This is a genomic window from Chryseobacterium sp. JK1 (assembly GCF_050632815.1).
Lineage (GTDB): Bacteria > Bacteroidota > Bacteroidia > Flavobacteriales > Weeksellaceae > Chryseobacterium.
The window spans coordinates 147,654-171,080 of the sequence record NZ_JBODRU010000003.1 but is presented as its reverse complement, the minus strand read 5'-3'; the positions used below and the strand labels follow the sequence as shown (position 1 = coordinate 171,080).

Annotated in this window: 18 protein-coding genes and 1 other RNA gene; 11 read left to right on the top strand and 8 right to left on the bottom strand. The window is 35.8% G+C overall.

The window, feature by feature from the left end:
- The first annotated feature begins 95 nt into the window (after positions 1-95).
- From ACQ76T_RS17410 to rpoN, 3 genes are all read left to right on the top strand, one after another.
- The gene (locus tag ACQ76T_RS17410) at positions 96-1,814 is read left to right on the top strand and encodes a helix-turn-helix domain-containing protein (RefSeq protein WP_431344528.1); all 1,719 of its coding nucleotides are present in this window, start codon (positions 96-98) and stop codon (positions 1,812-1,814) included.
- Between the two features lie 664 nt (positions 1,815-2,478).
- Positions 2,479-3,927, top strand: coding sequence for an asparagine--tRNA ligase (gene asnS, locus ACQ76T_RS17405; RefSeq protein ID WP_431344527.1), 1,449 nt, complete (start codon positions 2,479-2,481; stop codon positions 3,925-3,927).
- Between the two features lie 159 nt (positions 3,928-4,086).
- Positions 4,087-5,550 carry an RNA polymerase factor sigma-54 gene (rpoN, locus tag ACQ76T_RS17400; RefSeq protein ID WP_431344526.1) on the top strand — a complete coding sequence of 488 codons (1,464 nt, stop codon included), beginning with the start codon at positions 4,087-4,089 and terminating at the stop codon, positions 5,548-5,550.
- Between the two features lie 59 nt (positions 5,551-5,609).
- Here rpoN and ACQ76T_RS17395 read toward each other — a convergent pair whose 3' ends face one another.
- The 3 genes from ACQ76T_RS17395 to ACQ76T_RS17385 are packed head-to-tail and all read right to left on the bottom strand — an operon-like array spanning position 5,610 to position 8,446.
- Positions 5,610-7,229: an AMP-binding protein gene (locus ACQ76T_RS17395; protein WP_431344525.1), complete on the bottom strand. Its 1,620-nt coding sequence runs from the start codon at positions 7,227-7,229 to the stop codon at positions 5,610-5,612.
- A 58-nt stretch (positions 7,230-7,287) separates the two neighbouring features.
- Positions 7,288-7,962: a beta-carotene 15,15'-monooxygenase gene (locus tag ACQ76T_RS17390; protein ID WP_431344524.1), complete on the bottom strand. Its 675-nt coding sequence runs from the start codon at positions 7,960-7,962 to the stop codon at positions 7,288-7,290.
- A complete protein-coding gene (locus ACQ76T_RS17385; protein ID WP_431344523.1) occupies positions 7,955-8,446 on the bottom strand; it encodes an RNA polymerase sigma factor in 492 nt (163 codons plus the stop codon). Before ACQ76T_RS17385 ends, ACQ76T_RS17390 begins: the two co-directional genes overlap by 8 nt.
- A 176-nt stretch (positions 8,447-8,622) precedes the next feature.
- Between ACQ76T_RS17385 and rnpB the strand changes: the two genes are divergently transcribed.
- Positions 8,623-8,947, top strand: an RNA gene (gene rnpB, locus ACQ76T_RS17380) — RNase P RNA component class A.
- A gap of 97 nt (positions 8,948-9,044) precedes the next feature.
- Here rnpB and ACQ76T_RS17375 read toward each other — a convergent pair.
- The gene (locus ACQ76T_RS17375; RefSeq protein WP_431344522.1) at positions 9,045-9,914 is read right to left on the bottom strand and encodes a polyphosphate kinase 2 family protein; all 870 of its coding nucleotides are present in this window, start codon (positions 9,912-9,914) and stop codon (positions 9,045-9,047) included.
- A 232-nt stretch (positions 9,915-10,146) separates the two neighbouring features.
- Entirely contained in the window at positions 10,147-10,611 is a 465-nt protein-coding gene (locus ACQ76T_RS17370; RefSeq protein ID WP_422693795.1) for a DUF1573 domain-containing protein, read from the bottom strand.
- 129 nt (positions 10,612-10,740) lie between these two features.
- Here ACQ76T_RS17370 and ACQ76T_RS17365 point away from each other — a divergent pair, with 129 nt between their 5' ends.
- The 5 genes from ACQ76T_RS17365 (at position 10,741) to ACQ76T_RS17345 (ending at position 16,612) form a co-directional block, all read left to right on the top strand.
- Positions 10,741-13,356 (top strand): valine--tRNA ligase, encoded by a 2,616-nt coding sequence (locus ACQ76T_RS17365; RefSeq protein ID WP_431344521.1) that lies wholly within the window; start codon positions 10,741-10,743, stop codon positions 13,354-13,356.
- An 86-nt stretch (positions 13,357-13,442) separates the two neighbouring features.
- Positions 13,443-14,078: a DUF4241 domain-containing protein gene (locus tag ACQ76T_RS17360; protein ID WP_431344520.1), complete on the top strand. Its 636-nt coding sequence runs from the start codon at positions 13,443-13,445 to the stop codon at positions 14,076-14,078.
- A 68-nt stretch (positions 14,079-14,146) separates the two neighbouring features.
- The gene (locus ACQ76T_RS17355) at positions 14,147-15,037 is read left to right on the top strand and encodes a ribokinase (protein ID WP_431344519.1); all 891 of its coding nucleotides are present in this window, start codon (positions 14,147-14,149) and stop codon (positions 15,035-15,037) included.
- 88 nt (positions 15,038-15,125) lie between these two features.
- A complete protein-coding gene (locus tag ACQ76T_RS17350) occupies positions 15,126-15,971 on the top strand; it encodes an alpha/beta hydrolase family protein (RefSeq protein ID WP_431344518.1) in 846 nt (281 codons plus the stop codon).
- Positions 15,968-16,612 carry an HD domain-containing protein gene (locus ACQ76T_RS17345; RefSeq protein WP_431344517.1) on the top strand — a complete coding sequence of 215 codons (645 nt, stop codon included), beginning with the start codon at positions 15,968-15,970 and terminating at the stop codon, positions 16,610-16,612. The genes ACQ76T_RS17350 and ACQ76T_RS17345 overlap by 4 nt, the downstream gene beginning before the upstream one ends.
- Here ACQ76T_RS17345 and ACQ76T_RS17340 read toward each other — a convergent pair.
- Positions 16,609-17,841, bottom strand: coding sequence for an outer membrane beta-barrel protein (locus ACQ76T_RS17340; RefSeq protein WP_431344516.1), 1,233 nt, complete (start codon positions 17,839-17,841; stop codon positions 16,609-16,611). The genes ACQ76T_RS17345 and ACQ76T_RS17340 overlap by 4 nt on opposite strands.
- A 68-nt stretch (positions 17,842-17,909) precedes the next feature.
- Here ACQ76T_RS17340 and ACQ76T_RS17335 point away from each other — a divergent pair, with 68 nt between their 5' ends.
- Positions 17,910-18,509: a hypothetical protein gene (locus ACQ76T_RS17335; protein WP_431344515.1), complete on the top strand. Its 600-nt coding sequence runs from the start codon at positions 17,910-17,912 to the stop codon at positions 18,507-18,509.
- Between the two features lie 46 nt (positions 18,510-18,555).
- Here ACQ76T_RS17335 and ACQ76T_RS17330 read toward each other — a convergent pair whose 3' ends face one another.
- A complete protein-coding gene (locus ACQ76T_RS17330; RefSeq protein ID WP_431344514.1) occupies positions 18,556-18,786 on the bottom strand; it encodes a hypothetical protein in 231 nt (76 codons plus the stop codon).
- 118 nt (positions 18,787-18,904) lie between these two features.
- Positions 18,905-19,795 carry a DUF72 domain-containing protein gene (locus ACQ76T_RS17325; RefSeq protein ID WP_431344513.1) on the bottom strand — a complete coding sequence of 297 codons (891 nt, stop codon included), beginning with the start codon at positions 19,793-19,795 and terminating at the stop codon, positions 18,905-18,907.
- 322 nt (positions 19,796-20,117) lie between these two features.
- Here ACQ76T_RS17325 and ACQ76T_RS17320 point away from each other — a divergent pair, with 322 nt between their 5' ends.
- Complete coding sequence (locus ACQ76T_RS17320) at positions 20,118-23,303, top strand: TonB-dependent receptor (RefSeq protein ID WP_431344512.1); 3,186 nt, start codon at positions 20,118-20,120, stop codon at positions 23,301-23,303.
- Positions 23,304-23,427 lie beyond the last annotated feature (124 nt).

Genomic DNA, 23,427 nt, shown 5'->3' with positions numbered 1-23,427 from the left:
AATATAAAAGACGCGTAATATCCATGAAAAAGAAGATAAGAAGCACAGATGTACTGAATAAAAATAATATTTTTGTAATATAGCCTGAATAAGTAATGAAAAAAAAATATCTGATACTATTATTAATTGTGTGTAACCTGTTTCGTGCACAAATCAATATCATAGAAAAAGGTATCTCAGAAAAACATTCTTATCAGGAACTGGAAAAAGAATTCTATAGTGGAAAACTTGAAGATGCCGCTAGCAGACAAAAATTAGCAAAGTATTACCTTAAGAAAGCTAAATCTGAGAAAAGTAATCAAAATATTGCAGAAGGATATGTAATGCTGCACTTTGATGAAACTTTACCTAATGCCTTAAAATACCTCGACAATTTACAACAGCTCACCAAAAATTCTAAAGAAAATACGTATCCTGCCAGAACTTACCTTCTAAGAGGGAATCTTTATTTCAGGACAGAGAATCTTCAATTGGCTCTTAATAATTATATCCTAGGACTGAAATATGCAAAAGAAAAAAAGAATAAACGACAGATTGCTTTGGCACACATCAGTCTCGCTTACCTGAATAATTATATAGGGAAACATGCAGAAGCAGCCAAAACGCTGAGACATTATGCGTATGATGCCGATTATATGCATAAGGATGAGAAAAATAATCTCAAACTGAGTTTGGCAGATGCCTACATAGAAATCAATAAAATGGATTCTGCCTATATTCTGATACAGGAAGCTCTGAAGGAGTCGAAAAAAGAAAACGACACTTACCGATACTACGAAAGTCTTGGACTGCTGGGAAATTATAATTTACAATCGAAAAACTATCAGAAAGCCATTGAAAACCTTCAGGAATGTAAAAAACACTTCTTTGCTGCTAAAGAGCAAAGCAGGAGAAGCGAACATTACACCCTCTTCAATATGGGAAAAGCCTATGATGGATTAAAAGAAAAAGAAAAGGCAACAGATTGTTTCAGAAAGATCGACTCTATGATTCTCAAAACATATTATATGTATCCGGAACTCAGAGAAGTATATACCTATCTTATTAAGTATTACAAAGAAAACAATGATATAGAAAAACAGCTGTATTATGTAGATCGATTTCTGGCAGTAGATAAAGTTCTGGATACCCAGTTCAGATATATCTCCCGAGAACTTCCCAGAAGGTACGATGCTTCGGAGTTGCAGCAGGAAAAAGAATCAATTACCCATGAACTTCAAAAAAGAAAGAACCTTTTCTATGTTGTTCTCAGTCTACTGCTGATATCGCATTTATTATTCATCAACGTTTATTTTAAGTATAAGAAATCTGAAAAGAAATACAAAAAAATTGCCCAGGATCTTATTCAGTCTGTCAATGAAAACAGAGTGAGTGAAAGAATGGAGTTGAAAAATGAAATCTCTGTTCAGGATATAACCACTTCAGAAGACAAAACAACAAAAGTAATTTCCGAAGATATCGTTCAGACGATTTTAAAAGAATTGGAAATCTTCGAGAGCAAAGATCAGTTCTTAAACAAGGGAATCACCTTAGGGAGTCTTGCTAAAAAGGTAAAAACCAATTCCAGATATTTATCCGAAATTATCAATACCTATAAAGGGAAAAATTTTGCAACTTATCTCAATGATCTCCGCATTGACTATGCCATCAACAGATTGGCCAATGATCGAAAATTCAGATCATATAAGCTGCCTTTTATTGCAGAAGAATTGGGATACAATAATGAGCAGGCTTTCACTTTAGCCTTCAAAAAAAGAACAGGAACACCTCTTTCTGTTTATTTAAAAGAAATTGAAAATATGGAAGTGATTTGATTTTAATGTGTTTATTATCAGTGTTTTGAATTATATAAATTCATGATTTTATGCCTATAGATTTATGAATTTATAGACCATTTGCTTGTTTCGTCATTCCCTTTTACCGCATCTTTGCTTCAGAGGTAAAAACACAATTATTGATATTTTGTAGATGCGCACTACAAGATCTTTACATCAAAAAATAATCAGTAAAACTTTCGGCCAGAAGAGATATTGATAAAAATTTGTAAGAAAATTATAAAGACAAAATCATGAAGTAAATAGTAAAAAAGTTAGAAACGTAAAAACGATAATCATTTAGTATAGTATAAATCGAGTAAAGAAAAACAGACTGTAAATATCCAGTTATCATTTAAAACTAATAACCATTTTTTTATACTAAAAACCATTTCCATGAAAACTCAAAGTAATTAATTTTTATCCTTTTCTTAAAGTGATGAAATGAATGTTTCAATTCAGATCAACGATTTTTTAAGAAACATTGATGTGAAATTCAACTTTAAAAATGAAGACGGAAGAGCAGAAAAATAGACAGTTTTTTTTAGCTGTAAGTTTAAATACTTGATAAATGATTTTTAAAGACAGCGTAACCATGAAGTTGCGCTGTTTTTTTGTAACTTTGCCCACATTAATTTTTATATAAAAAATTTATCATCAACAAATGAAAAAGCAAACGATCAAAGAAATCCTAAAGGATTACAAGAAAGTATTACATCATGACATTACAGTTTACGGATGGGTAAAATCATTCCGTGCTAATCGCTTTATTGCACTTAATGATGGATCTACGATTAATAATTTGCAGATAGTTGTTGATTTCGAAAATTTTGACGAGGCAATCATCAAAAATATCAGTACAGCTTCTTCCCTTAAAATAGTAGGAGAAGTGGTAGAAAGCCAGGGAGCAGGACAGTCTGTTGAAATTATTGCTAAAAAGATCATCATTTTAGGAGATAACTTTACAGAAGAACTTCAAAGTACCATTCTTCAGCCTAAAAAACACAGTTTGGAAAAACTTCGTGAGCAGGCACACTTAAGATTCAGAACCAATTTGTTTGGGGCGGTTTTCAGAGTACGTCACGCAGTAAGCTTTGCCGTTCACTCATTCTTCAACCAGAACCAGTTTTTCTACATCAACACTCCGGTAATTACAGGAGCAGATGCAGAAGGAGCGGGAGAAATGTTCGGAGTAACCAACTTCGATCTGAACAATATGCCGAGAACTGAAGAAGGGGAAATTGATTTTGCACAGGATTTCTTCGGAAAGAAAACCAACCTTACCGTTTCCGGTCAGCTTGAAGGAGAAACTGCAGCGATGGGATTGGGAAGAATTTATACTTTCGGACCTACTTTCCGTGCTGAAAATTCAAACACAACAAGACACCTTGCTGAGTTCTGGATGATTGAGCCGGAAGTAGCTTTCAACAACCTTGAAGATAACATCGATCTTGCAGAAGATTTCCTTAAATATGTAATCCAGTATGTATTGGATCACTGTAAAGATGATCTTGCATTCCTAGACAACCGTTTTGCTGAAGAACAAAAGACAAAACCGGAAAAAGAAAGAGCAAAAGAAGGTCTTATTGAGAAACTTGAAAATGTAATTGCCAAACGTTTTAAACGCGTAAGCTATACAGAAGCTATTGAGATCCTAATGAACTCCAAGGAGAACAAAAAAGGAAAATTTGCTTACCCTGTTGAAAGTTGGGGAACAGACCTTCAGTCTGAGCATGAAAGATTTTTAGTTGAAAAACATTTCGAATGCCCGGTGGTATTGTTTGATTACCCAAAAGAAATCAAAGCTTTCTATATGAAACTGAACGATGACAACAAGACCGTTGCAGCAATGGACGTTCTTTTCCCAGGTATCGGAGAAATCATTGGAGGATCAGAAAGAGAGGCAAGATTGGATGTATTAAAACAGAAAATGGCGGAGATGCATGTAGATGAGCACGAACTTTGGTGGTATCTTGATACCCGAAAATTCGGTTCTGTACCGCATGCAGGCTTTGGATTAGGGCTGGAAAGACTGGTTCTTTTTGTAACCGGAATGACCAATATCAGAGACGTTATTCCTTTTCCAAGAACGCCGAAAAGCGCTGAATTCTAGAACAATAAAAAAAAGCCTTATCTACGGATTAAGGCTTTTTTTATTATTTAATAGTTTATTATATTTAATGTATAAAGCAAAAATCATGCTAAATGCGTTTTTTATCAAATAAATTTATTAAATTCGTAGAATATGTTATGTTAAAACGCAAATAAGAATATGCTTAAACAACACTTACAACTCAAATTAGGACAGAAGCTGGCCCCTCAGCAGATCCAGTTGATGAAGCTTATTCAGCTTCATACTCTTGAATTTGAAGAGGAGTTGGAGAGAGAGTTAGAAGAAAATCCTGCCTTGGAAATTGCCAAGGAAGATTCTAAAGAAGATGATTATTCTTCTTTGGAAGATGCTTATCAGGATGAGGGTACGGAAAGCATTGAAACAGATTTCGACGTCAATGAATATATCTATGACGATGAACCAAGCTATAAAACCGCATCCAGTAACTACTCTCCGGATGATGAAGAATTCGATAACGAGAGCCTTCTTACGGAAGGACAGTCATTATACGATTATCTGATGGAGCAAATCCATTTGGTAAATATCAGTGATGAAGATCTGAAGATTGCAGAGTACCTTATTGGTAATCTGGATACAGACGGATATCTGAGAAGAGAGATCAAGTCTATTGTAGATGATCTTGCTTTCTCTCAGGGAATTTATACCACCAAAGAAAGAGTGGAGGACATCCTTGAGAACTATATTCAAAAGTTAGATCCATCAGGAGTCGGTGCAAGAGGTCTTCAGGAATGTCTGTTGTTACAGATTGAAAAGAAAGTAAGCTCTGATAAAGCGGTTTCTCTGGCGGCGAATATTTTAAGACATCAGTTTGATGCTTTAACGAATAAGCATTATAACAAGATTATTCAGAAGTATGATATTGAAGAAGATGATCTTAAAGATGCACTGGATGAAATTTCCAAACTTTCACCTAAAGTAGGTGGCAATTTTGATACACAGACTATTACGATCAATCAGGAAATTATTCCGGATTTTGTAATTCAGGTGAAAGACGGGCAGGTGATTCCTATGCTAAACAGCAAAAATGCACCTACATTAAGAGTTTCCGAAGAATATAAAGATATCCTGACTACTTATTCTCATGATAAAAATTCATCCGAGCATAAGCAGGCTGCATTATTTATCAAACAAAAACTGGATGCTGCCAAATGGTATATAGACGCCATCAACCAACGTCAGAATACCTTATTGCAGACCATTACGGCAATTGTGAAGTTCCAGAAGGATTATTTCATCACAGGAGACGAAAAGTCGCTGAAACCAATGATCTTAAAAGATGTGGCAGATATTACCGGTTTTGATATTTCTACCATTTCAAGAGTGGTAAAAAGTAAATATGCCGATACTCCTAATGGTATTGTATATCTTAAAGATTTATTCTCAGACAGCTTAACGAATGATGATGGAGAAGAAGTTTCTACTAAAGAAATTAAAACCCATCTTCAGGAAGTAATCAGTAAAGAAAATAAAAGAAAACCACTTACAGATGACGCTTTGGTGGTGATCCTAAAAGAACAGGGCTATAATATTGCCAGAAGAACTATTGCAAAATACCGTGAACAGCTAAATATTCCGGTAGCAAGGTTAAGAAAAGAACTTTAAAATATCATAAAAAAGCATTTCAATTTGAAATGCTTTTTTATTTTTTCAAGAGTAAAGATCTAAACTCTGATCTCCAATCCAAGTTCTTTCATAGAAATTTCCCGCATTTCTACCTTTCTTATTTTTCCGGAAATAGTCATTGGGAATTCATCTACAAACTTCCAGTACTTCGGAACTTTATAGTGAGCGATTTTTCCTTTGCAGTATTCCAAAAGCTCTTCTTCTGTAATCGTAAATCCTTTCCTTACCTTTATCCAGGCCATTACTTCCTCTCCAAATTTTTCACTCGGAACTCCAATGATTTGTACATCCAGGATATGGGTATAGGTGTATAAGAAGTCTTCAATTTCTTTGGGAGATATATTTTCACCTCCACGAATAATAAGGTCTTTAATTCTTCCTGAAATGGTAATATAGCCGTCTTTATCCATTACAGCCATATCTCCGGTATGCATCCAGCGGGCGTCATCCAGTACTTTTCTGGTGTTTTCCGGGTCGTTCCAGTATTTCAACATCACGGAGTAGCCTCTTTTACAGAGTTCACCATGTTCACCACGTTTCAGGATTTTTCCGTTTTCATCTATAATTTTTATTTCAAGATGATCCTGAACAGTTCCTACGGTACTTACCTGCTTTTCAAGCGGAGTTCCAATCAATGTTTGGGTAGATACGGGGGATGTTTCTGTCATTCCATAGCAGATGCTCATTTCTTTGATATTCATAAGATTTTCCACTTTTTTCATGATCTCTGGTGGGCATACTGATCCTGCCATCACTCCGGTTCTTAAACTTGAAAAGTCGTAAGTTTCAAAATCTTTTACCGCCAGTTCTGCGATAAACATTGTGGGAACGCCATATAAAGAAGTGCATTTTTCGTCGGAAACGGCTTTTAAGGTAATCTCAGCATCAAAACTGTCATTAGGAATTACCATACAGGCGCCATGAGCAGTACAGCATATATTTCCGATAACCATTCCAAAGCAGTGATAGAAAGGAACGGGGATGCAGACACGGTCTTTTTCGGTATATTTCAGCCTTATCCCGATGAAATAACCGTTATTTAAAATATTATGATGGGAAAGGGTTACTCCTTTCGGGAAACCTGTCGTTCCTGAAGTATACTGAATGTTCACAGGGTCATCAAACTGTACGTGTTCTTCAAAGCTGTGAAGAACCTCATCAGAAATATTCTGGCCATTATTCACAAATTCTTCCCAGTTATCATCAAAGAATATCTCATGCTTTAGAGTGGGACATACTTCTTTAGCATATTCCACCATTTCTTTGTAGTTGCTGGTTTTAAAGCTTAAAGCAGAAAAAATAAACCGTACTTCGGACTGGTTGAGTACATAAGTAAGCTCATGAGTTCGGTAAGCAGGGTTGATATTTACTAAAATTGTTCCTATTCTGGCCGTAGCATATTGAAGAAGAACCCATTCGTAACGATTGGAAGACCATATTCCAATTCTGTCACCGGCTTTTGCTCCCAAAAACAGCAGGGCTTTGGCAACAGCAGTGGTCTGATTATAAAATTCCTGATAAGTAGCTCTGTAATTCTGATGAACAGAGACTAAAGCTTCTTGGCGGGGATATTTTTCGACAGTCTTTTTCAGATTACCTCCGATGGTCTGTCCTAATAATGGAACTTCAGAAGCTCCATACACATAAGATAAGGGCATAGTTTAAGATTTGGTGGAATAAAATTAATAATTATATCCCGAACTATGCCTATGTATACTAATTTTCCTGAGAATCTATTTCTTTCAGCTGATGTAGATTTTTATCAAGTTTTTTAATGATTGTACCATATACAAGTCTGTAATACAGCCAGATCAGAGAAATCCCAAGCAAAGTACTTACGGTAAGCCCAACAATGGTAATGGTAAGATCAGCATTGCTTGGCTGTACATTTTGAGAATTTAATGTATAAAATATAAAAGCAGCCAATACAAATGTAAAGGAAATAAGCAGCACAATACTGATTAAAATAAATGCATTAACCGTTGTTTTAAATTTGATAATTCTTGTAATGAGTCCTTTCAGGTTTTCCTCAATCTTTATTTTGCGGTAATTGCTGTAAAACTTCAGTACAAAATATGCCGTAATCAATAAGCTTATAATTTTTATTGCTAAATAAGCATGGCCAAAATTATTTTCCACTTCCGGGGCTTCCTGTGCTCCAAGTCTTTCCAGCATTTTTCGGAAACTGTCAGATTCTTCTTCCTGAAAGAAATAGAATAATCCTAATACAGAAAAGAATAAAAATTCTACAACACTGATCCAGAAAATATACTTTACATAATTGCGTGACTTTCTATTCAACATCTGAAGAATCTCACGGTTGTCATATTTTGGCTGTACAGGTTGTTCCTGCCATGTCTTTTTAAAGCTGTCTAAATCAAATTCAGGCATATTTTTCCATCTGTTCTTTAAGGGTTTTCTTTAATCTGTTCATTTTTACTCGGGCATTCACTTCAGTGATTCCGAGGTTTTCCGCAATATCCTTATAAGGTAGATCATCAAGATACATCATGACAATAGCCCTTTCAACATTCGGAAGAGTCTTGATTACAGTATACAAAAGCGATATCTGCTGCTGCTTTTCATCATCATCTTCCACGAAGTCTTTGTGGTTGATGTCCAGTTCATTGGTCGGAAGGCTTTTGCTTTTTTTTCTAAAGAGGGTAATGGCTGTATTAAGCGCTACACGATACATCCATGTGGAAATTTTTGAGTTTCCTTTAAATGAGTCGTAACTTCTCCAGAGTTGTAACACGATTTCCTGAAAAAGATCTTCTTCATCTTCCAGAGAATTTGTATACAGGCGAGATACCTTAATAATCAGACCCTGATTATCTTTGATAAGCTGTGCAAATTCTTTTTCTCTGGGATTCATAGATATATAATGCACGAAGATAATAATAAAGTGGTAATTGGAGAAAAGGAATTATGGTAAAATCATAAATAAGTTAAAAGAATAAGGTGAATTGGGAGAACAAATGATGTATTCACTTTCCTTGCTTTAAAGGATTCCCCAGTCTCTTCACAAAAAAATACGTATCTTTGCCGCTGCGAGAAAATCGGCTTGTTGATTTCCCGATTTCGGGAGGTAGGAAAGTCCGGACACCAAAGAGCAGCAAAGCGGATAACATCCGTCACCCGCGAGGGTAGGACAAGTGCAACAGAAAGCAAGTACAGTTCGGCTGTAGTGAAACCAGGTAAACTCTTTGCGGTGCAATGGTAAGTATATCGGTTCTTTTCAGTAATTGAAGATAGGGGCGGCTCGTCCTGAAAGCCGAGGGGTAATCAGCTCAAGTTTTGCAGCAATGTAAAACGTAGATAAATAACAGGCACTTCTTCGGAAGTACAAAATCCGGCTTATAGATTTTCTCGTAATTTTTTCACTGTAAGCAAAAGGAAGGAAGCTCAAGGCCGAAGAAAACAAGAAACTTGCGCCCTCGAACTATGAACTTCCACTTTCATCCTTTATAAGATTATTCGCTTTCCAACTGTTTTTTTGCGTTTTGTAATTCTTCTTTATCCTTATCTGAAAGGGTTGGATATTTTAGATTCATTTTTTCCAGAGCATCAATAATGATCTGAATGGCAGCAACTCTAGCAAACCATTTATTGTCTGCAGGAAGTACGTACCAAGGGGCATGATCTTTAGAAGTTTCATTGATTGCCGTTTCATAAGCCTCCATATATTTGCTGAATAAAGCTCTCTCCGGAAGATCACTTGCTGAAAATTTCCAGTTTTTTTCCTGCTCGTTGATTCTGTCCAGAAGTCTTTTTTTCTGTTCATCCTCTGATACATTTAAGAATATTTTGACAATAGTTGTACCGTTTTGGGCAAGATGCTTCTCAAAATTTCGGATACTTTCATATCGGTTTTCCCAGAATTTATCATCGAAATCCTTTACCGAAGACCATGTTTTTTCGCTTAAATTATATTCAGGATGTACTTTACAGACCAATACACTTTCATAGTGCGAGCGGTTGAAAATTCCAATCATCCCCTTTTGAGGCAGTGCAAGATAGTGTCTCCATAAAAAATCATGGGAATATTCTTTGGAACTTGGTGTTTTAAAGCTGGTTACATTACAACCCTGTGGATTTACACCTCCAAAAACGTGCTCAATCATACTGTCTTTACCTGCAGCATCCATCGCTTGAAGAACCACCAAAAGAGACTGGCTGCCGTCAGCATATAATTTTTCCTGTAGTTCACGAAGCTTTTCTTTTTCCTGAATTAATAATGCTGCGCCTTCATCTTTGGTAAGTTTTCCTTTGTATGAAGTATTGGCTTTCTTGATTGAAAATTTTCCGTTTACTTTAAAGTCATCTGAGAAATTGGTGTCCATATATTTTTAAAGATTAAAAGATGTTGTTATTAAAATTCATTACGAGTGGGCTTTAGTCCAGCTATTTTAAAGGAAAAATAAATCAAAATGTCAGCCAAAACCTAAATATATATGATAGATTTTAATACTATTTTCTGCCACCTATCACCTATCATCTACAGCCTAATCAAACATAAATGTAATAAAAAAACCGCCTCTATAGAGACGGTTCCTTTATTTTTTTGAGTAAAGATTAATTTGCAGCAGCCTTTTTAGCAAGTTTTGCAGCTTTTTTCTCAGCCTTAGCAGCTTCTTTTTGCTCTTCTGGAGTCAATACTTTTGGTTCAGGAGCTTTAGCATCTACATTTCCTTTGATGTAAATTACACTTCTGCTGTTTGCAGGGTCGTTAGAGAAAACTTCAATCATTTTGTTGAAACCTCCAGGAATAGAAGTATTGTAGCCTACTTTGATTTTAGCAGATTTTCCTGGCATGATCGGATCTTGGCTAAACTCAGGAGTAGTACATCCGCAAGAAGGTTTTACGTTTGAAATAATCAAAGGTTTATCCCCTGAATTCGTTACAGTAAAGAATCTTGTACCGTCTGAGCTTGGCTTGATAGTACCGTAGTCAAAAGTTGTTTTATCAAATGTAATAGTTTGTGCAGATGCAAGTGCAAATGTTCCGAACAATGCAATTCCTGCGATTAATTTCTTCATATTCTTGAATGTTAGATATATTTGTTAGATAAATTTTGTGAAACAAAGTTAAAAATTATTTTAATTCATGCTTAAAATTTTTTTTCTTTAGACTATTTTTGCAAATTGTAAGTCAAAGAAATAGAATTTATGCAGATTTCAGAAAAGTATAATCCACAGGAAACAGAACAGAAATGGTATAACTTCTGGATGGAAAACAAGTATTTTCATTCAGAACCTAATAACAAGCCGCCATACACCGTGGTCATCCCTCCGCCAAATGTAACGGGGATTTTGCACATGGGGCATATGCTGAACAATACTATTCAAGATGTTCTGGTCCGTCGTGCAAGAATGCGCGGGTTTAATGCCTGTTGGATTCCGGGAACAGATCACGCTTCAATCGCTACTGAAGCTAAAGTTGTTGCTAAATTGAAGTCTGAAGGGGTCAATAAATCTGATATTACCCGTGAACAATTCCTGGAGCATGCCTGGGAATGGACTGATAAATATGGAGGAACAATCCTGGAACAGTTGAAAAAACTGGGATGTTCATGTGATTGGGACAGAACCCGTTTTACTATGGAAGATAAACTGTCTCAGCAGGTGATCAAAAGTTTTGTAGATCTATACAATAAAGGGTTGATCTACAGAGGTTACCGTATGGTGAACTGGGATCCGGAAGCGAAAACCAATATTTCAGACGAAGAAGTAATTTTTAAAGAACAGAACGGAAAATTATACTTCCTTAAATATAAAATTGAAGGTTCAGAAGAATTTCTTTCAGTGGCTACTACGCGTCCTGAAACTATTTTCGGGGATACAGCGGTGTGTATCAATCCAAATGATGAAAGATATGCTCACCTGAAAGGTAAAAATGTAATCGTACCGATCGTTGACAGAGTAATCCCGATTATTGAGGATGAATATGTTGATATTGAATTTGGAACAGGAGCTCTAAAAATTACTCCTGCACACGATACCAATGACTATGAAATCGGACAAAAACATCAGTTGAAAATGATTGATGCTTTAGATGATGATGGAAACCTTAACGAGCATGGACTTCACTATGCAGGAAAAAACAGATTTGAAGTAAGAAAGCTGGTTGCAAAAGAACTGGAAGAGAAAGATCTTTTGTTGAAAGCTGAAGACTATGTAAATAAAGTTGGAACTTCAGAAAGAACAGGGGCCGTTATTGAGCCTAAAGTTTCTGTACAGTGGTTCCTGAAAATGTCTGAAATTGCTAAACCTGCTTTGGATGTAGTAATGGATGATGAGGTGAAATTTTACCCGGAAAAGTTCAAAAATACCTACAAACACTGGATGGAAAACATCCGTGACTGGAATATCTCACGCCAGCTTTGGTGGGGACAGCAGATTCCTGCATATTATTACGGAGAAGGAGAAAATGATTTCGTAGTTGCAGAAACTAAAGAAGATGCTTTAGAACTGGCAAAACAAAAAACAGGAAATTCAGGTCTGACTGTAGAAAACCTTAGACAGGATGACGATGCATTAGATACGTGGTTCTCTTCATGGTTGTGGCCAATGTCCGTATTTGACGGATTGCTTGATCCTGAAAATAAAGATATCAACTATTACTATCCAACATCTGATCTTGTTACCGGTCCGGATATCATCTTCTTCTGGGTAGCCAGAATGATTATGGCAGGATTGGAATACAGAAAAGAAGTTCCGTTTAAAAATGTTTATTTCACAGGAATTGTAAGAGACAGCCAAAGAAGAAAGATGTCTAAATCTCTGGGGAATTCACCAGATCCTTTGGAGTTGATCTCTGAATTTGGAGCTGATGGAGTTCGTGTAGGTATTCTGTTGAGTTCTGCAGCAGGAAATGACCTTCTTTTTGATAAGGATTTAATGCTTCAGGGAAGAAACTTTGCCACTAAGATCTGGAATGCTTTCCGTTTGATCAATATGTGGAATCATGAAGATAAACCTGCAAATGCAACAGAAATTCAGACTATAGAATGGTTTGAAAATAAACTGAATAAAACAATTGTTGAAATTAACGATCAGTTTGAGAAGTTCAGAATCTCTGATGCTTTACATTTAATCTACAAATTAATTTGGGACGATTTTTGCGGTTGGTATCTTGAAGCTATTAAACCGAATTATGGTGAAGGAATTTCAAAAGATGTTTATAACAAAACAATTGAGCTATTTGAAGAATTGATGAAGTTACTTCATCCGTTCATGCCTTTCTTAACAGAGGAATTGTGGCAGACTATTTCGGAAAGAAGCATTGAAGAAGCTCTAATGATTTCTCAGCAGAAAAACGGCGGAGAATTTAATGAAGCCATCATTAAAAACTTTGAAACAGCATCAGAATTGATTTCCGGAGTAAGAAACTATCGCCAGACAAAAGGAATTTCACCAAGAGAAACCGTTGAAATATATACCAATGCCTCAGAATTTGCCAACGAAGCGGTAGTAAGAAAATTGGCCAATGTTTCTGATATCCATTTCGGGCAGAAAACTGATAAACCAAGCTTTACATTCCTGGTAGGAGCTACTGAAGTTTCTATACCTTTGAGTGAAAATCTTGATCTGGGAGAAGAAAAAGAGAAAACTGAAGAAGAATTGAAATACTTAAAAGGATTCTTAATTTCAGTAGAAAAGAAGCTTTCCAATGAGAAGTTTGTTGCCAACGCAAAACCTGAAGTAGTAGAGGTAGAGCGTAAGAAACAGAAAGACGCTTTGGATAAGATTGCGATCCTTGAAGAAAAACTGAAAAGTTTATAAAATACAGACAATTAACGTTGTCGAAATCTCAGGCTGGATACAGGTGAATAATTGTATCCAGCCTGATGATTTAAAGAATAAATAGAATGACACACTTAGAAAACATAAAAAAACTATTTTCAAAGGACTTTGTAGAGAGCCCCTTATTGGAAAGTTTTGAAGTAGGGAAGATTTATCTTTCCAGTGGAAAGCTCGTCGCTTGTGACCCATTGATCACAAATGATATGCTTCCTTTTACAACCCAATTTCCGAAAGGAGATTTTTCTGTAATGCTACATAAAGAAAGAGAAAGCAACTGTGTGGCCTACGTAGAAATTATATTCACAAATTCAGACATCAAAGAATGGAAGCTTGCCACCACAACAGGACAGAATATTAAGGATCTGGCTGAAGAAGAAGTTTTCGGATACCCTGTGGAGAGTGGAATGGGATGCTTCATGGATGTAGATACTCAAAGCAGTCTCAACGATCTGGAGCAAAAACTATATCAAAATAAAGGAGGAGATTTTATGGGAATCTACGAAGAATTTTTCCACGATTATTTCTTTGATGAAAACGGTGCGATAGATCAATATGCATTTCTGAAGCCTTCTGAGAAACATCCGGGGACAATTTTTGCTTTCGAAACAGGATACGGTGAAGGTTTTTATGCCAGTTATATTGCCTACGATAAGGATCAGAAGCCTGTAAAGATAATTACTGAATTTATTGAGATAAGTTAATTTAAATTAGCTATTTTTGAAGTACCTTTTTATAAAATATTAAACTTTAAAGCCCAATATAAAACACAATGTATTTCTCATCAGAACAACCCAGAATTATCGTTGTAGGAAGCTCATCAATAGATTTAGTGCTGGAAACCGAGAAACTTCCTCAGCCCAACGAAACGGTTTTGGCCGTTAATTCGGAAAGCTATTTTGGAGGTAAAGGGGCCAATCAGGCAGTAGGTACAGCCAGATTGGGTGCCAGTGTATATTTTGTAGGATGTGTAGGTATGGATCCTCTTGGTCAACAGATTATGAGAAATCTGGTGAGTGAAAATGTGAATGTGGGTTTTGTACATGAAACAGACAAAGAAGCAACAGGTACAGCCTATGTAACCACTTCCCATGGGCATGCTGCAATTGTAGTGGTGCCGGCAGCCAATAAATATCTTAAAACGAGTCATATTGACGAGGCCGACCGGTATTTCCATACTGTAGACCTTGTTCTTATACAGCTTGAAGTATCTATGGAAGTCGTAGAACATACAGTGAAAAAAGCAAAGAAATATGGTAAAATGGTGGGGTTGTATGCTTCACCCGCTCTGAGAATCAGTGAAGATATTTTAGAAAACGTTGATTTTATTGTGGCCAAAAGCAATGAGCTGTATACTATTTTTGGAGAAGAAAAGAGAGAGGAAGTTCTTAAAAAATACTACAATAAAGTATTTGTGAGGGACGATACTAACTCGACCATTTATTTTGACGGTAACGAAATGAAGTATTATAGAAATGATAAAGATGAAACCGTCTACAAAATGGGAATGGGTGATGCTTTCACTTCCGGATTCGCCATAGCACTTTGTCACGGTAATTCTATTGAAGAATGCGTGAAGTTTGGAAATGAAGTTTCATCAAGGGTTTCAGGAGGAAAAGGATCTCAAACAGGATTGCCAAGAATGGCAGATTTTCTTTCTTAAACTATTTAAGGCATATCAAAAGTCTAAAACTTAACATAAAAATATAGGTAAAATGTCCACTTTTATAGTGGATTTTTTCTTTTATAATATGGAAAAACTAATATTGACCACAGAAAACGATACTTCCCTTAGCGTTCATCTTTTCAACCCTGAAAAAAGTAATGGGAAATTATTACTCATTAATTCAGCCACAGGAGTGAAGCAACAGGTTTATTTTTCCTTTGCCAATTACTTTTCTGAAAAAGGATTTACTGTGATTACTTATGATTACAGCGGGATCGGCCTTTCGAAGCCGAAAAATATGAAAGGATTTCATAGTTCCATGAGAATTTGGGGCTCAAAGGATTTTAAAACGGTAACAGATTATATCATCAATACATTTCCGCAATACAGAAAATATTGCCTTGGACATTCCGTGGGAGCATTGATTTTGGGGATGAATGAAGATTCAAAGATATTTGAAGAATTCATCTTTGTTGGAACCCAAAATGCCTTCGTTGGAAATCTCCGCACAAAAACAAAAATAGAAGCGTATTTGGGTTTTGGAATTGCTCAGCCGCTAACCACTTCACTGCTAGGATATTTCCCGGCAAATTGGTTCGGACTTGGAGAAAGTCTTCCAAAAAATTGTGCATATGACTGGAGAACCTTAATTTTAAACAGGAAATCAACCAACAGATTGTTGGAAAAAATTGATGACTATTCTAAAAAATTAACACAGAATGTATTCGTCATTCGTGCTGAAGATGATGTCTGGCTAACAGAAAAAGGAGTGCTGAGTTTATTGAATGATACCTATCCTAACCTCAAGCCGACTTACCGGCTGGTAAAAACTTCCGAATCTGATAAAAATGAAATCGGGCACGTCAACTTTTTTAGAAGCTACAACAGCAAACTTTGGGATATTATTTTAAATGAATTGATAGATAAATGAAAAGTACGATCGACAAAACCGTAGAATTTGTAAAAGAAAAATTAGAAGGAGCAGAAGCAGGACACGACTGGTTCCACATTGAAAGAGTATGGAAACTTGCCGGAAAAATTGCAGATACAGAAGACTGCAACAAAGAAGTGGTAGAATTATCCGCCCTGTTACATGATATTGCCGATCCTAAATTTCATAACGGAGACGAAACCATTGCACCAAGAATAGCAAGAGAATTTCTTGAGAGTCAGAATGTTTCAGAAGAGGTGATTCAGAATGTTTTATTTGTAATTGAGAATATTTCATTCAAAAACAGAAGTCAGGCTCCGGAAAACCCATCTATTGAGCTTAAAATAGTACAAGATGCGGATCGTATTGATGCGATAGGCGCCATTGGAATTGCCCGAACATTCAACTTTGGAGGATTTAAAAATAATCTGATGTATGATCCTGCATTAAAGCCTAACTTAGGAATGTCTAAAGAAGAATATAAAAAATCCAACGGTACAACCATCAATCATTTTTACGAAAAATTATTACTTCTGAAAGACCTGATGAACACACAGAAAGGAAAAATAATGGCCGAAGAAAGACATCAATATATGCTGAATTTCCTCGACCAGTTTTATAAAGAATGGAATGTTGATTAGAAAATATTATATCCCAGAATTAAAGAGAAAGATTTAAGATCTGCATGAGGTAAGTCCTTATAAAGAACATTTGTATTGCCATTAAGTCTTGCCTCAACGCTGAATTTGTTATTATAAGTAAACCCTGCTCCTATAGAAGAACCTCTAAAACTTTGAGTGGAAGCAAGAGCAATCTTATCAAATACAGTGTTATCATAATCTACGTCTATGGATGATGCAGAGCTTGTTCTTACATTCAAAACACTGATTGAAGCATTAACGAAGATTCTTGATTTTTCATTCAAAAACATAGAATATCTTATTCCTACAGGAACGCTAATAGAAGAATAACTATCCATTGTAATATTATACAGGTTGTCATCTGTTCGGATAGTTGTTTTTTTATTGGTATACTGGGAGTAAGTTGGTTCAACGATCACAGACCATTTATTCTTATTAAACGGTAAAACCAATTCTGCTTCTACTCCCACTCTGAAATTAGATTTAGAAGAAAATCCTGGATTGCGGTACGATTCTTCCAATTTCAAAGGAGCATAGAAATTAATTCCCGGTCGGATGTTAAGGTTGAATTTGACCTTCTTTTTACTTTCAGTGAAAGATTGGTCAGTGGAACCGTCAGTACTTTTCCCATTATAAGTCTTAAATATTTTCGATAAGCTGGAAGCTGTATATTGCGTTCTGTCTACTAACGCCTGGGCACTGCTGTTATCGGCAAAAATAGTTTTTAACTGGTCAAGATACTGTTCGTTGGTGGCAACCTGAGAACTGTTTCCGTTAAATAAATACTTTTTATAGATTAAAGGTTGAATAGCGGAATCTGACTCAGAATAAAAATATCGGGTAATATGACCTTTATAGGTATATAAATTCTTATTTCCTGCTACGAGTTCTTTCAGGAATACTGAACTTTTAACAAACTTGGGTTCTTTAGTGTGAGAGAAATTGGAAATGTCATCAGATGAATAGTCGATATCCCCATTATAAGTAACATATTTGGAATCGTTATATATTCCGAATTCTTTGATGGTAGCAGGAGTTCCTTTATCCTCTGTTGAATTCTCGTCTGTTTTATAAATGAAATTGTCTGGATTGCTCACCCATCCTTTGTTTTTGATCAGAACCTCTTTTTTTGTATCATTTTGATCGATAATATAGCCTTTTTCGAATTTGACCTGAGCGTAAAAAGAAGCAATACTAAAAAAAAGAAGTGCCGAAAGCGTTTTTTTCATGGTTTATTAGAGTTAAAATTTGCCGGCAAATATAAATAAAATACAGAGAAGAAGTATCTTTGTAAAATATGACACTCATTATTTTTATCATTTTTCTTGCTTGCATCATTTCTCTGGTTCTATTTAAGGTGAAATCGGGGAGGATGGCAAAATGGGCCAAACTGTTTCGCATTGTAACCGTTGTTTTTTCGATCTCTGTTTTTACCTATTGGTTTATCAAGAAAAGTGCTGTTGCATTTGTGGCTAATTCAGTGGGGTTGCAGGTCGTTAACAAACTTCCGCAAACATTGGATTTTTATCTGATCAATGTAAAGAAAACAGACAAGAATACAACCCTTGAACCTAAACATATTGGAAAGATCCGTCCTGAATACTACAGAATAGAATACCTGAAAATGGATCAGTCTGATGAATACTGGATTGCAGGATATCTTGGAAAAAAGAATCTTGTTTATTTTTCACAACATTCTGTACCCAATAAAAATATTGACCAGATTGTAGAAGTACAAAACTATATCAACCAGAGCATGAAACTTTCTGATGCTGCCAAAAAGCAGGTTGATGCCTATAATTATGAAAATACAAAACTAGGAATATGGATCACACTGGATTTTCTGCTTTTATTCCTGAATCTTGTTCTTCTGTTGAAAAAAAATAAGACGAAATAATATATCGATAATGATTGGTTTGATGCTATTATTACCATTGAAATAGTTAAGGGTAATCTAAGATCTGCATGATCTGCTCCTTAAATTCTTCCGGGCAGGCTTTTATCAATTTGTCCTTATTTTGTTTACTGATCTGTGAGGGTTCAAGCCATTCAACTCTGTTGGAGTTCAAGCTGTGGTTGTCAAATATTCTTTTTATCATATGATTATCATAAAAGATATATTCGTCACCAAGCCAGTTGCTGGCAATACTGATTTTACAAATTTCCTTTTCCATGACCTATAATTTAAAAAGTACCTCATATTACCAGGAATACGAGATACTCTAATTTACAAATTTTTCTGCTATGAAAAAGATTTTCTCTGTTTTTGGCAGATCAGCTAAAGGAAGATATTTAGAAAAGTGTTCCTGTGCTTTCAGTTGCCATCTGCGGAATATGAATCTCCGTTTTCCATTCTTCGTTCAGCTTTTTGATGAAGTAAGCGGACAATAGAGGAGACGCTTTTTCTATATTTTGATGTACGAAGAAATACAGATTCTGAAGGCCTTCCTTTTTCCATTTTGTCAAATGTTGCAACCAGTCATCCAGTCTTTCATAATCACTTTCTGCATTGGCTCCTACATAGCGGATGAATGCATTTGGAGTCGTAAGGCGCATATGAAGCATATCTCTTCTTCCGGCGGTATCTACAATAATGTTGGTGATGTTGTGAGCTTCAAAAAGTTCGCAGGTTGTATTAAGGATTTCCTCATTGGTAAACCATTCGGTATTTCTAAGCTCTATAGCCAGAGGAACTTCTTTAGGCCATTCTTTAACAAATTTTTCCAGCCTGTCATAATCTTTAGGTTTAAAATTATCGTGAAGCTGTAGAAAAGCCATTCCCAGTTTTTCATCAAAATTCATAACAGCTGATGCAAAATGTGTCACGGGATCTGTTACATCAATCAGCCTTTTGAAATGGGAGACGGTATTGGTAATCTTGGGAAAGAATTTGAAATTTTCCGGTGTTTTTTCTTTCCATGTTTTTACCTGATCCGGAGTAGGCATTCCGTAGAAAGTAGCATTCAGCTCAATAGAATTAAACTGGGTTGCATAATAGGTCAATTCATCCTTTGTTCCTTTAGGATAAAACCCTTTAAGATCGGTTTTGTTCCATTTGGCGCATCCTATAGAAATATTTTCAAGTCCTTTTTTATGGGTACTTAAAATTTCCTTGGTTCTGGAGTGGTCTTTAGGAAGGGCGAAATTTATTTTTGATGGGTCTTCAACTTGTCCGAATTTCATATCTGTCGTTTTATGGTATTAAACAATAAACACAAATATAAACCAAAAAAAGAAAGGGATTTTATTTTTTGCTGAGTTCCGTTTTGTATGAATTTTTTATACCTCATCAGAATTACTTTTAAGTGCTTTTATAAAGGGATTTATAATGTATTTTACTTGATCAGGTAGATTTTTATATAAAAATTATTAAGGTTTGTCCGATGTTCCCGATTAAGTTTTTTTTAAGGAAATGTTAAACATTCTGTTACGTAATGTTAATTTTATGTTACCATACTTCCTGTTTACTAGATCTAATTTTACGGCAAGTTTTTAGCAATAAAATATGAAGAAAAAAATCATCTGTGCTTTTGCTTTATTATCGTTTGGTTTTGCATTTTCACAGGAAACCAGTTCTAAGATTTTTGGAAGACTGAAAGGTATCTCTTCCGAAGTAACCGTAAAGGTAGTACATATTCCTACCAACAGTGTCTTTGAAACTAAGAGTAACAGTAAAGGGCAGTTTAGTTTGGACAATCTACAGCCAGGAGGTCCTTATAAAATTGAGATATCTGATGGATCACAGGTGATTTATGAGAATCCTAGTTTACAGCTTTCTTTGGGAAGCAATGATTTACCTGTGGTGGATCTTGGAAGCAAAGAAAAAACAATTGATGAAGTAAAAATTACCTCTAAAAGAACTACTGTAAAAAATGGAATAGGAATCAGCCAGGCGCAAATTTCCGGGCTTCCGAATATTAACAGAGGAATTCAGGATGTTACAAAACTGGTTCCTCAGAGTGCGAATAACTCTTTCAACGGAACCAATTTCAGGTATAATAACGTTACCATCGATGGTTCCATCAATAACGACGCTATTGGTTTCAGTCCTTCATTAGGCGGGCAGACAGGAACTTCCGGAATGCCGGGAAGTAGTACTCGTTCCAATTCTATAAGTTTGGATGCTATTCAGGATGTGCAGGTGTATATCGCTCCTTATGATGTGAAACTGGGGAATTTCCTTGGTGGAAGTATTAATGCTGTAACCCGAAGCGGTAGTAATGAAATTACAGGATCTCTATACTCATACGGAAGGAATGCTGCGATTACAGGAAGAAACAGAGTTGGAGATAACTCAAAAATGCCAAGTGACTTCCAGGATTTTATCTATGGTGGAAGAGTTGGTTTACCAATTGTAAAGGATAAAGTTTTCCTTTTTACCAATCTTGAATATACCAAAAGAACAGATCCTGTATTCTACAATGCCAATGATCCTAATGCTTTGGTGAACGAACAGACGGCTCAGCAGATCTCAGATTTTGTAAGAAATAAATATGGCTTCAATGTAGGAAGCTTTAACCAATATAATAACTTCTCTGAAAGTTCTAAACTTTTCAATAAGTTAGACTGGAAAATTAATGATAAGCATACTTTATCCATTAAAAACAATACTGTATTCTCTCAGGCCTCCAATCTTGAAAGAGACGGAGCGAATTTCAGATTCTCCAGCATGGATTTCATTCAGAAGAATACGGCTTCTACCACTACTTTAGAACTGAAGAGCCGCTTTAATGATAAATGGAGCAATAATTTAGTTCTTGGATATTCATCTATTCATGACTACAGAGATCCAACTTCAGGAAATGCAATGTTCCCGCAGGTTGAGATCAATTATAATGGAGGAACAATTTTGTTGGGTAATGACAGGGAAGCAACTGTTTTCAATATGAAACAGAAGACTTTTGAAATTACAGATAACCTGACCTATAAGACAGGAAACCATACTTTCTTATTAGGAACTCACAACGAGTTGTATAATATTGATTATGGATTTGTAAATGCTTTAAACGGAAGAATATCTTATAAATCTCTCAATGATTTTTACAACGGTTCTCCTTCCAGAATAAGAGGAACTTATCCTTTCAACGGAGACAGCAGACAGACTCTTTTTGATAATCCTTATGCTCAGTATAAAGTGAATCTTCTTTCCATGTATTTCCAGGATGAGATCAACTGGGGAAGAGTAAGATTGTCTCCGGGAGTAAGAGTGGATTATACAGATTTACCTAATAAACCACAGCTGAGTCCACTTGTTAACAATTCACCTCAAGATCCTAATTATGGAAACACCTATACTTATACTCCGCTAAGCCAGCTTACCAACAATTACCTTAATAAACCTACATTCTCTCCGAGATTAGGATTTACCATCGACGTTACTGAAGACAGATCAATGGTATTGAGAGGGGGATCAGGTATCTTTGTGGGAAGAATTCCATTTGCATGGCTTGGATATGCTTATTATAATGATGGTGTTGGTTTTGGAAGTTATGATTATAATGCTCCTACTGCTACTCAGCTGGCAACCAATGGAGACCCTTTGAACAGTGCTAATTTCCCGAAATGGCAAAACTCTTCAAAAGTACAGGTAGACCTTGTTGATAATAATTTTAAAATGCCGAGAGTTTGGAGAAGTTCTTTAGCTTTTGATTATACCCTTTCGGGATATAAACTTACTTTAGAAGGAATCTATACAAAAGTGCTTTACGATCTGAAGTTCCAGCAGGTTAACAAAACGGATAATGTGACGTATTACAGCTATGATGTGAATCATGAAATGCCGATTTATACAACCAATATCAACAACAACTTCTCGAACGCGTACATGTTATCAAATACTAAAGAAGGTTATCGATACAATTTAACAGCACAGCTTTCGAAATCGTATAACTTCGGATTCAACTTCTTTGTAGCCTATACGTATGGTGATGCTAAAGATATTACGAATGGTATCAGAAACTCTATGGAAAGTAACTGGCAGATGAACCAATCTCTGACGCCTAACGATCCTAAGCTTACCACTTCGAATTTTGCGATCAAAAATAGAATTGTAGCTAATCTTGGATATGGATTTAATGTTTCCAAACTGAACAGATTATCGGCCAATGTATACTTCAATGCACAGTCTGGAAATCCTTTCTCTTGGGGATTTATAAACAGTACGATTGCCAATACAGGACAGGCTGCCGGACTTGCTTATATCTTTAAAGATGCTGCCGAAGCTGCTAAATATATTGTTCCTATCAAAGATGGATCTGGAAACGTATTGGTAACCGCACAACAGCAGATTGCAGATTATGAAAACTTTGTTAACAATAATGATTATCTGAAATCCAGAAGAGGAAAATTCACAGAAAGAAACGGTGACTTCACTCCTTGGAATGTACAGGCGGATATCAAAATCATGGATGAAATCAGACTGAGTGAAAAGTCGAAGAGCAATATTCAGATTTCATTAAGCATTATCAATTTTACCAACTTATTGAACAAAGACTGGGGTAAAGTATATTTTGTACCGAATACCTTTAACTCTACAGCTAGCGTTGGTCTTACAAAAGTTGGAAACGTGGCAACAGGACAACCTGCAGCCGGAGACCCTACATATAACTTTAAAACCCCAGGATTGCCTTATACCATTGATCAGTTTGCATCAAGATTCCAGGCACAATTGGGAGTACGATATAATTTTTAATTATTTTATTAGACCATTTTACTTCAAAGAAGTTCTTTTTCATAAGTCCGGATTTTCTTTCCGGACTTTTTTTGTTTAATAGATGTTGATCATTGAATGATAAAGAAATTAAATGATTGGGTTT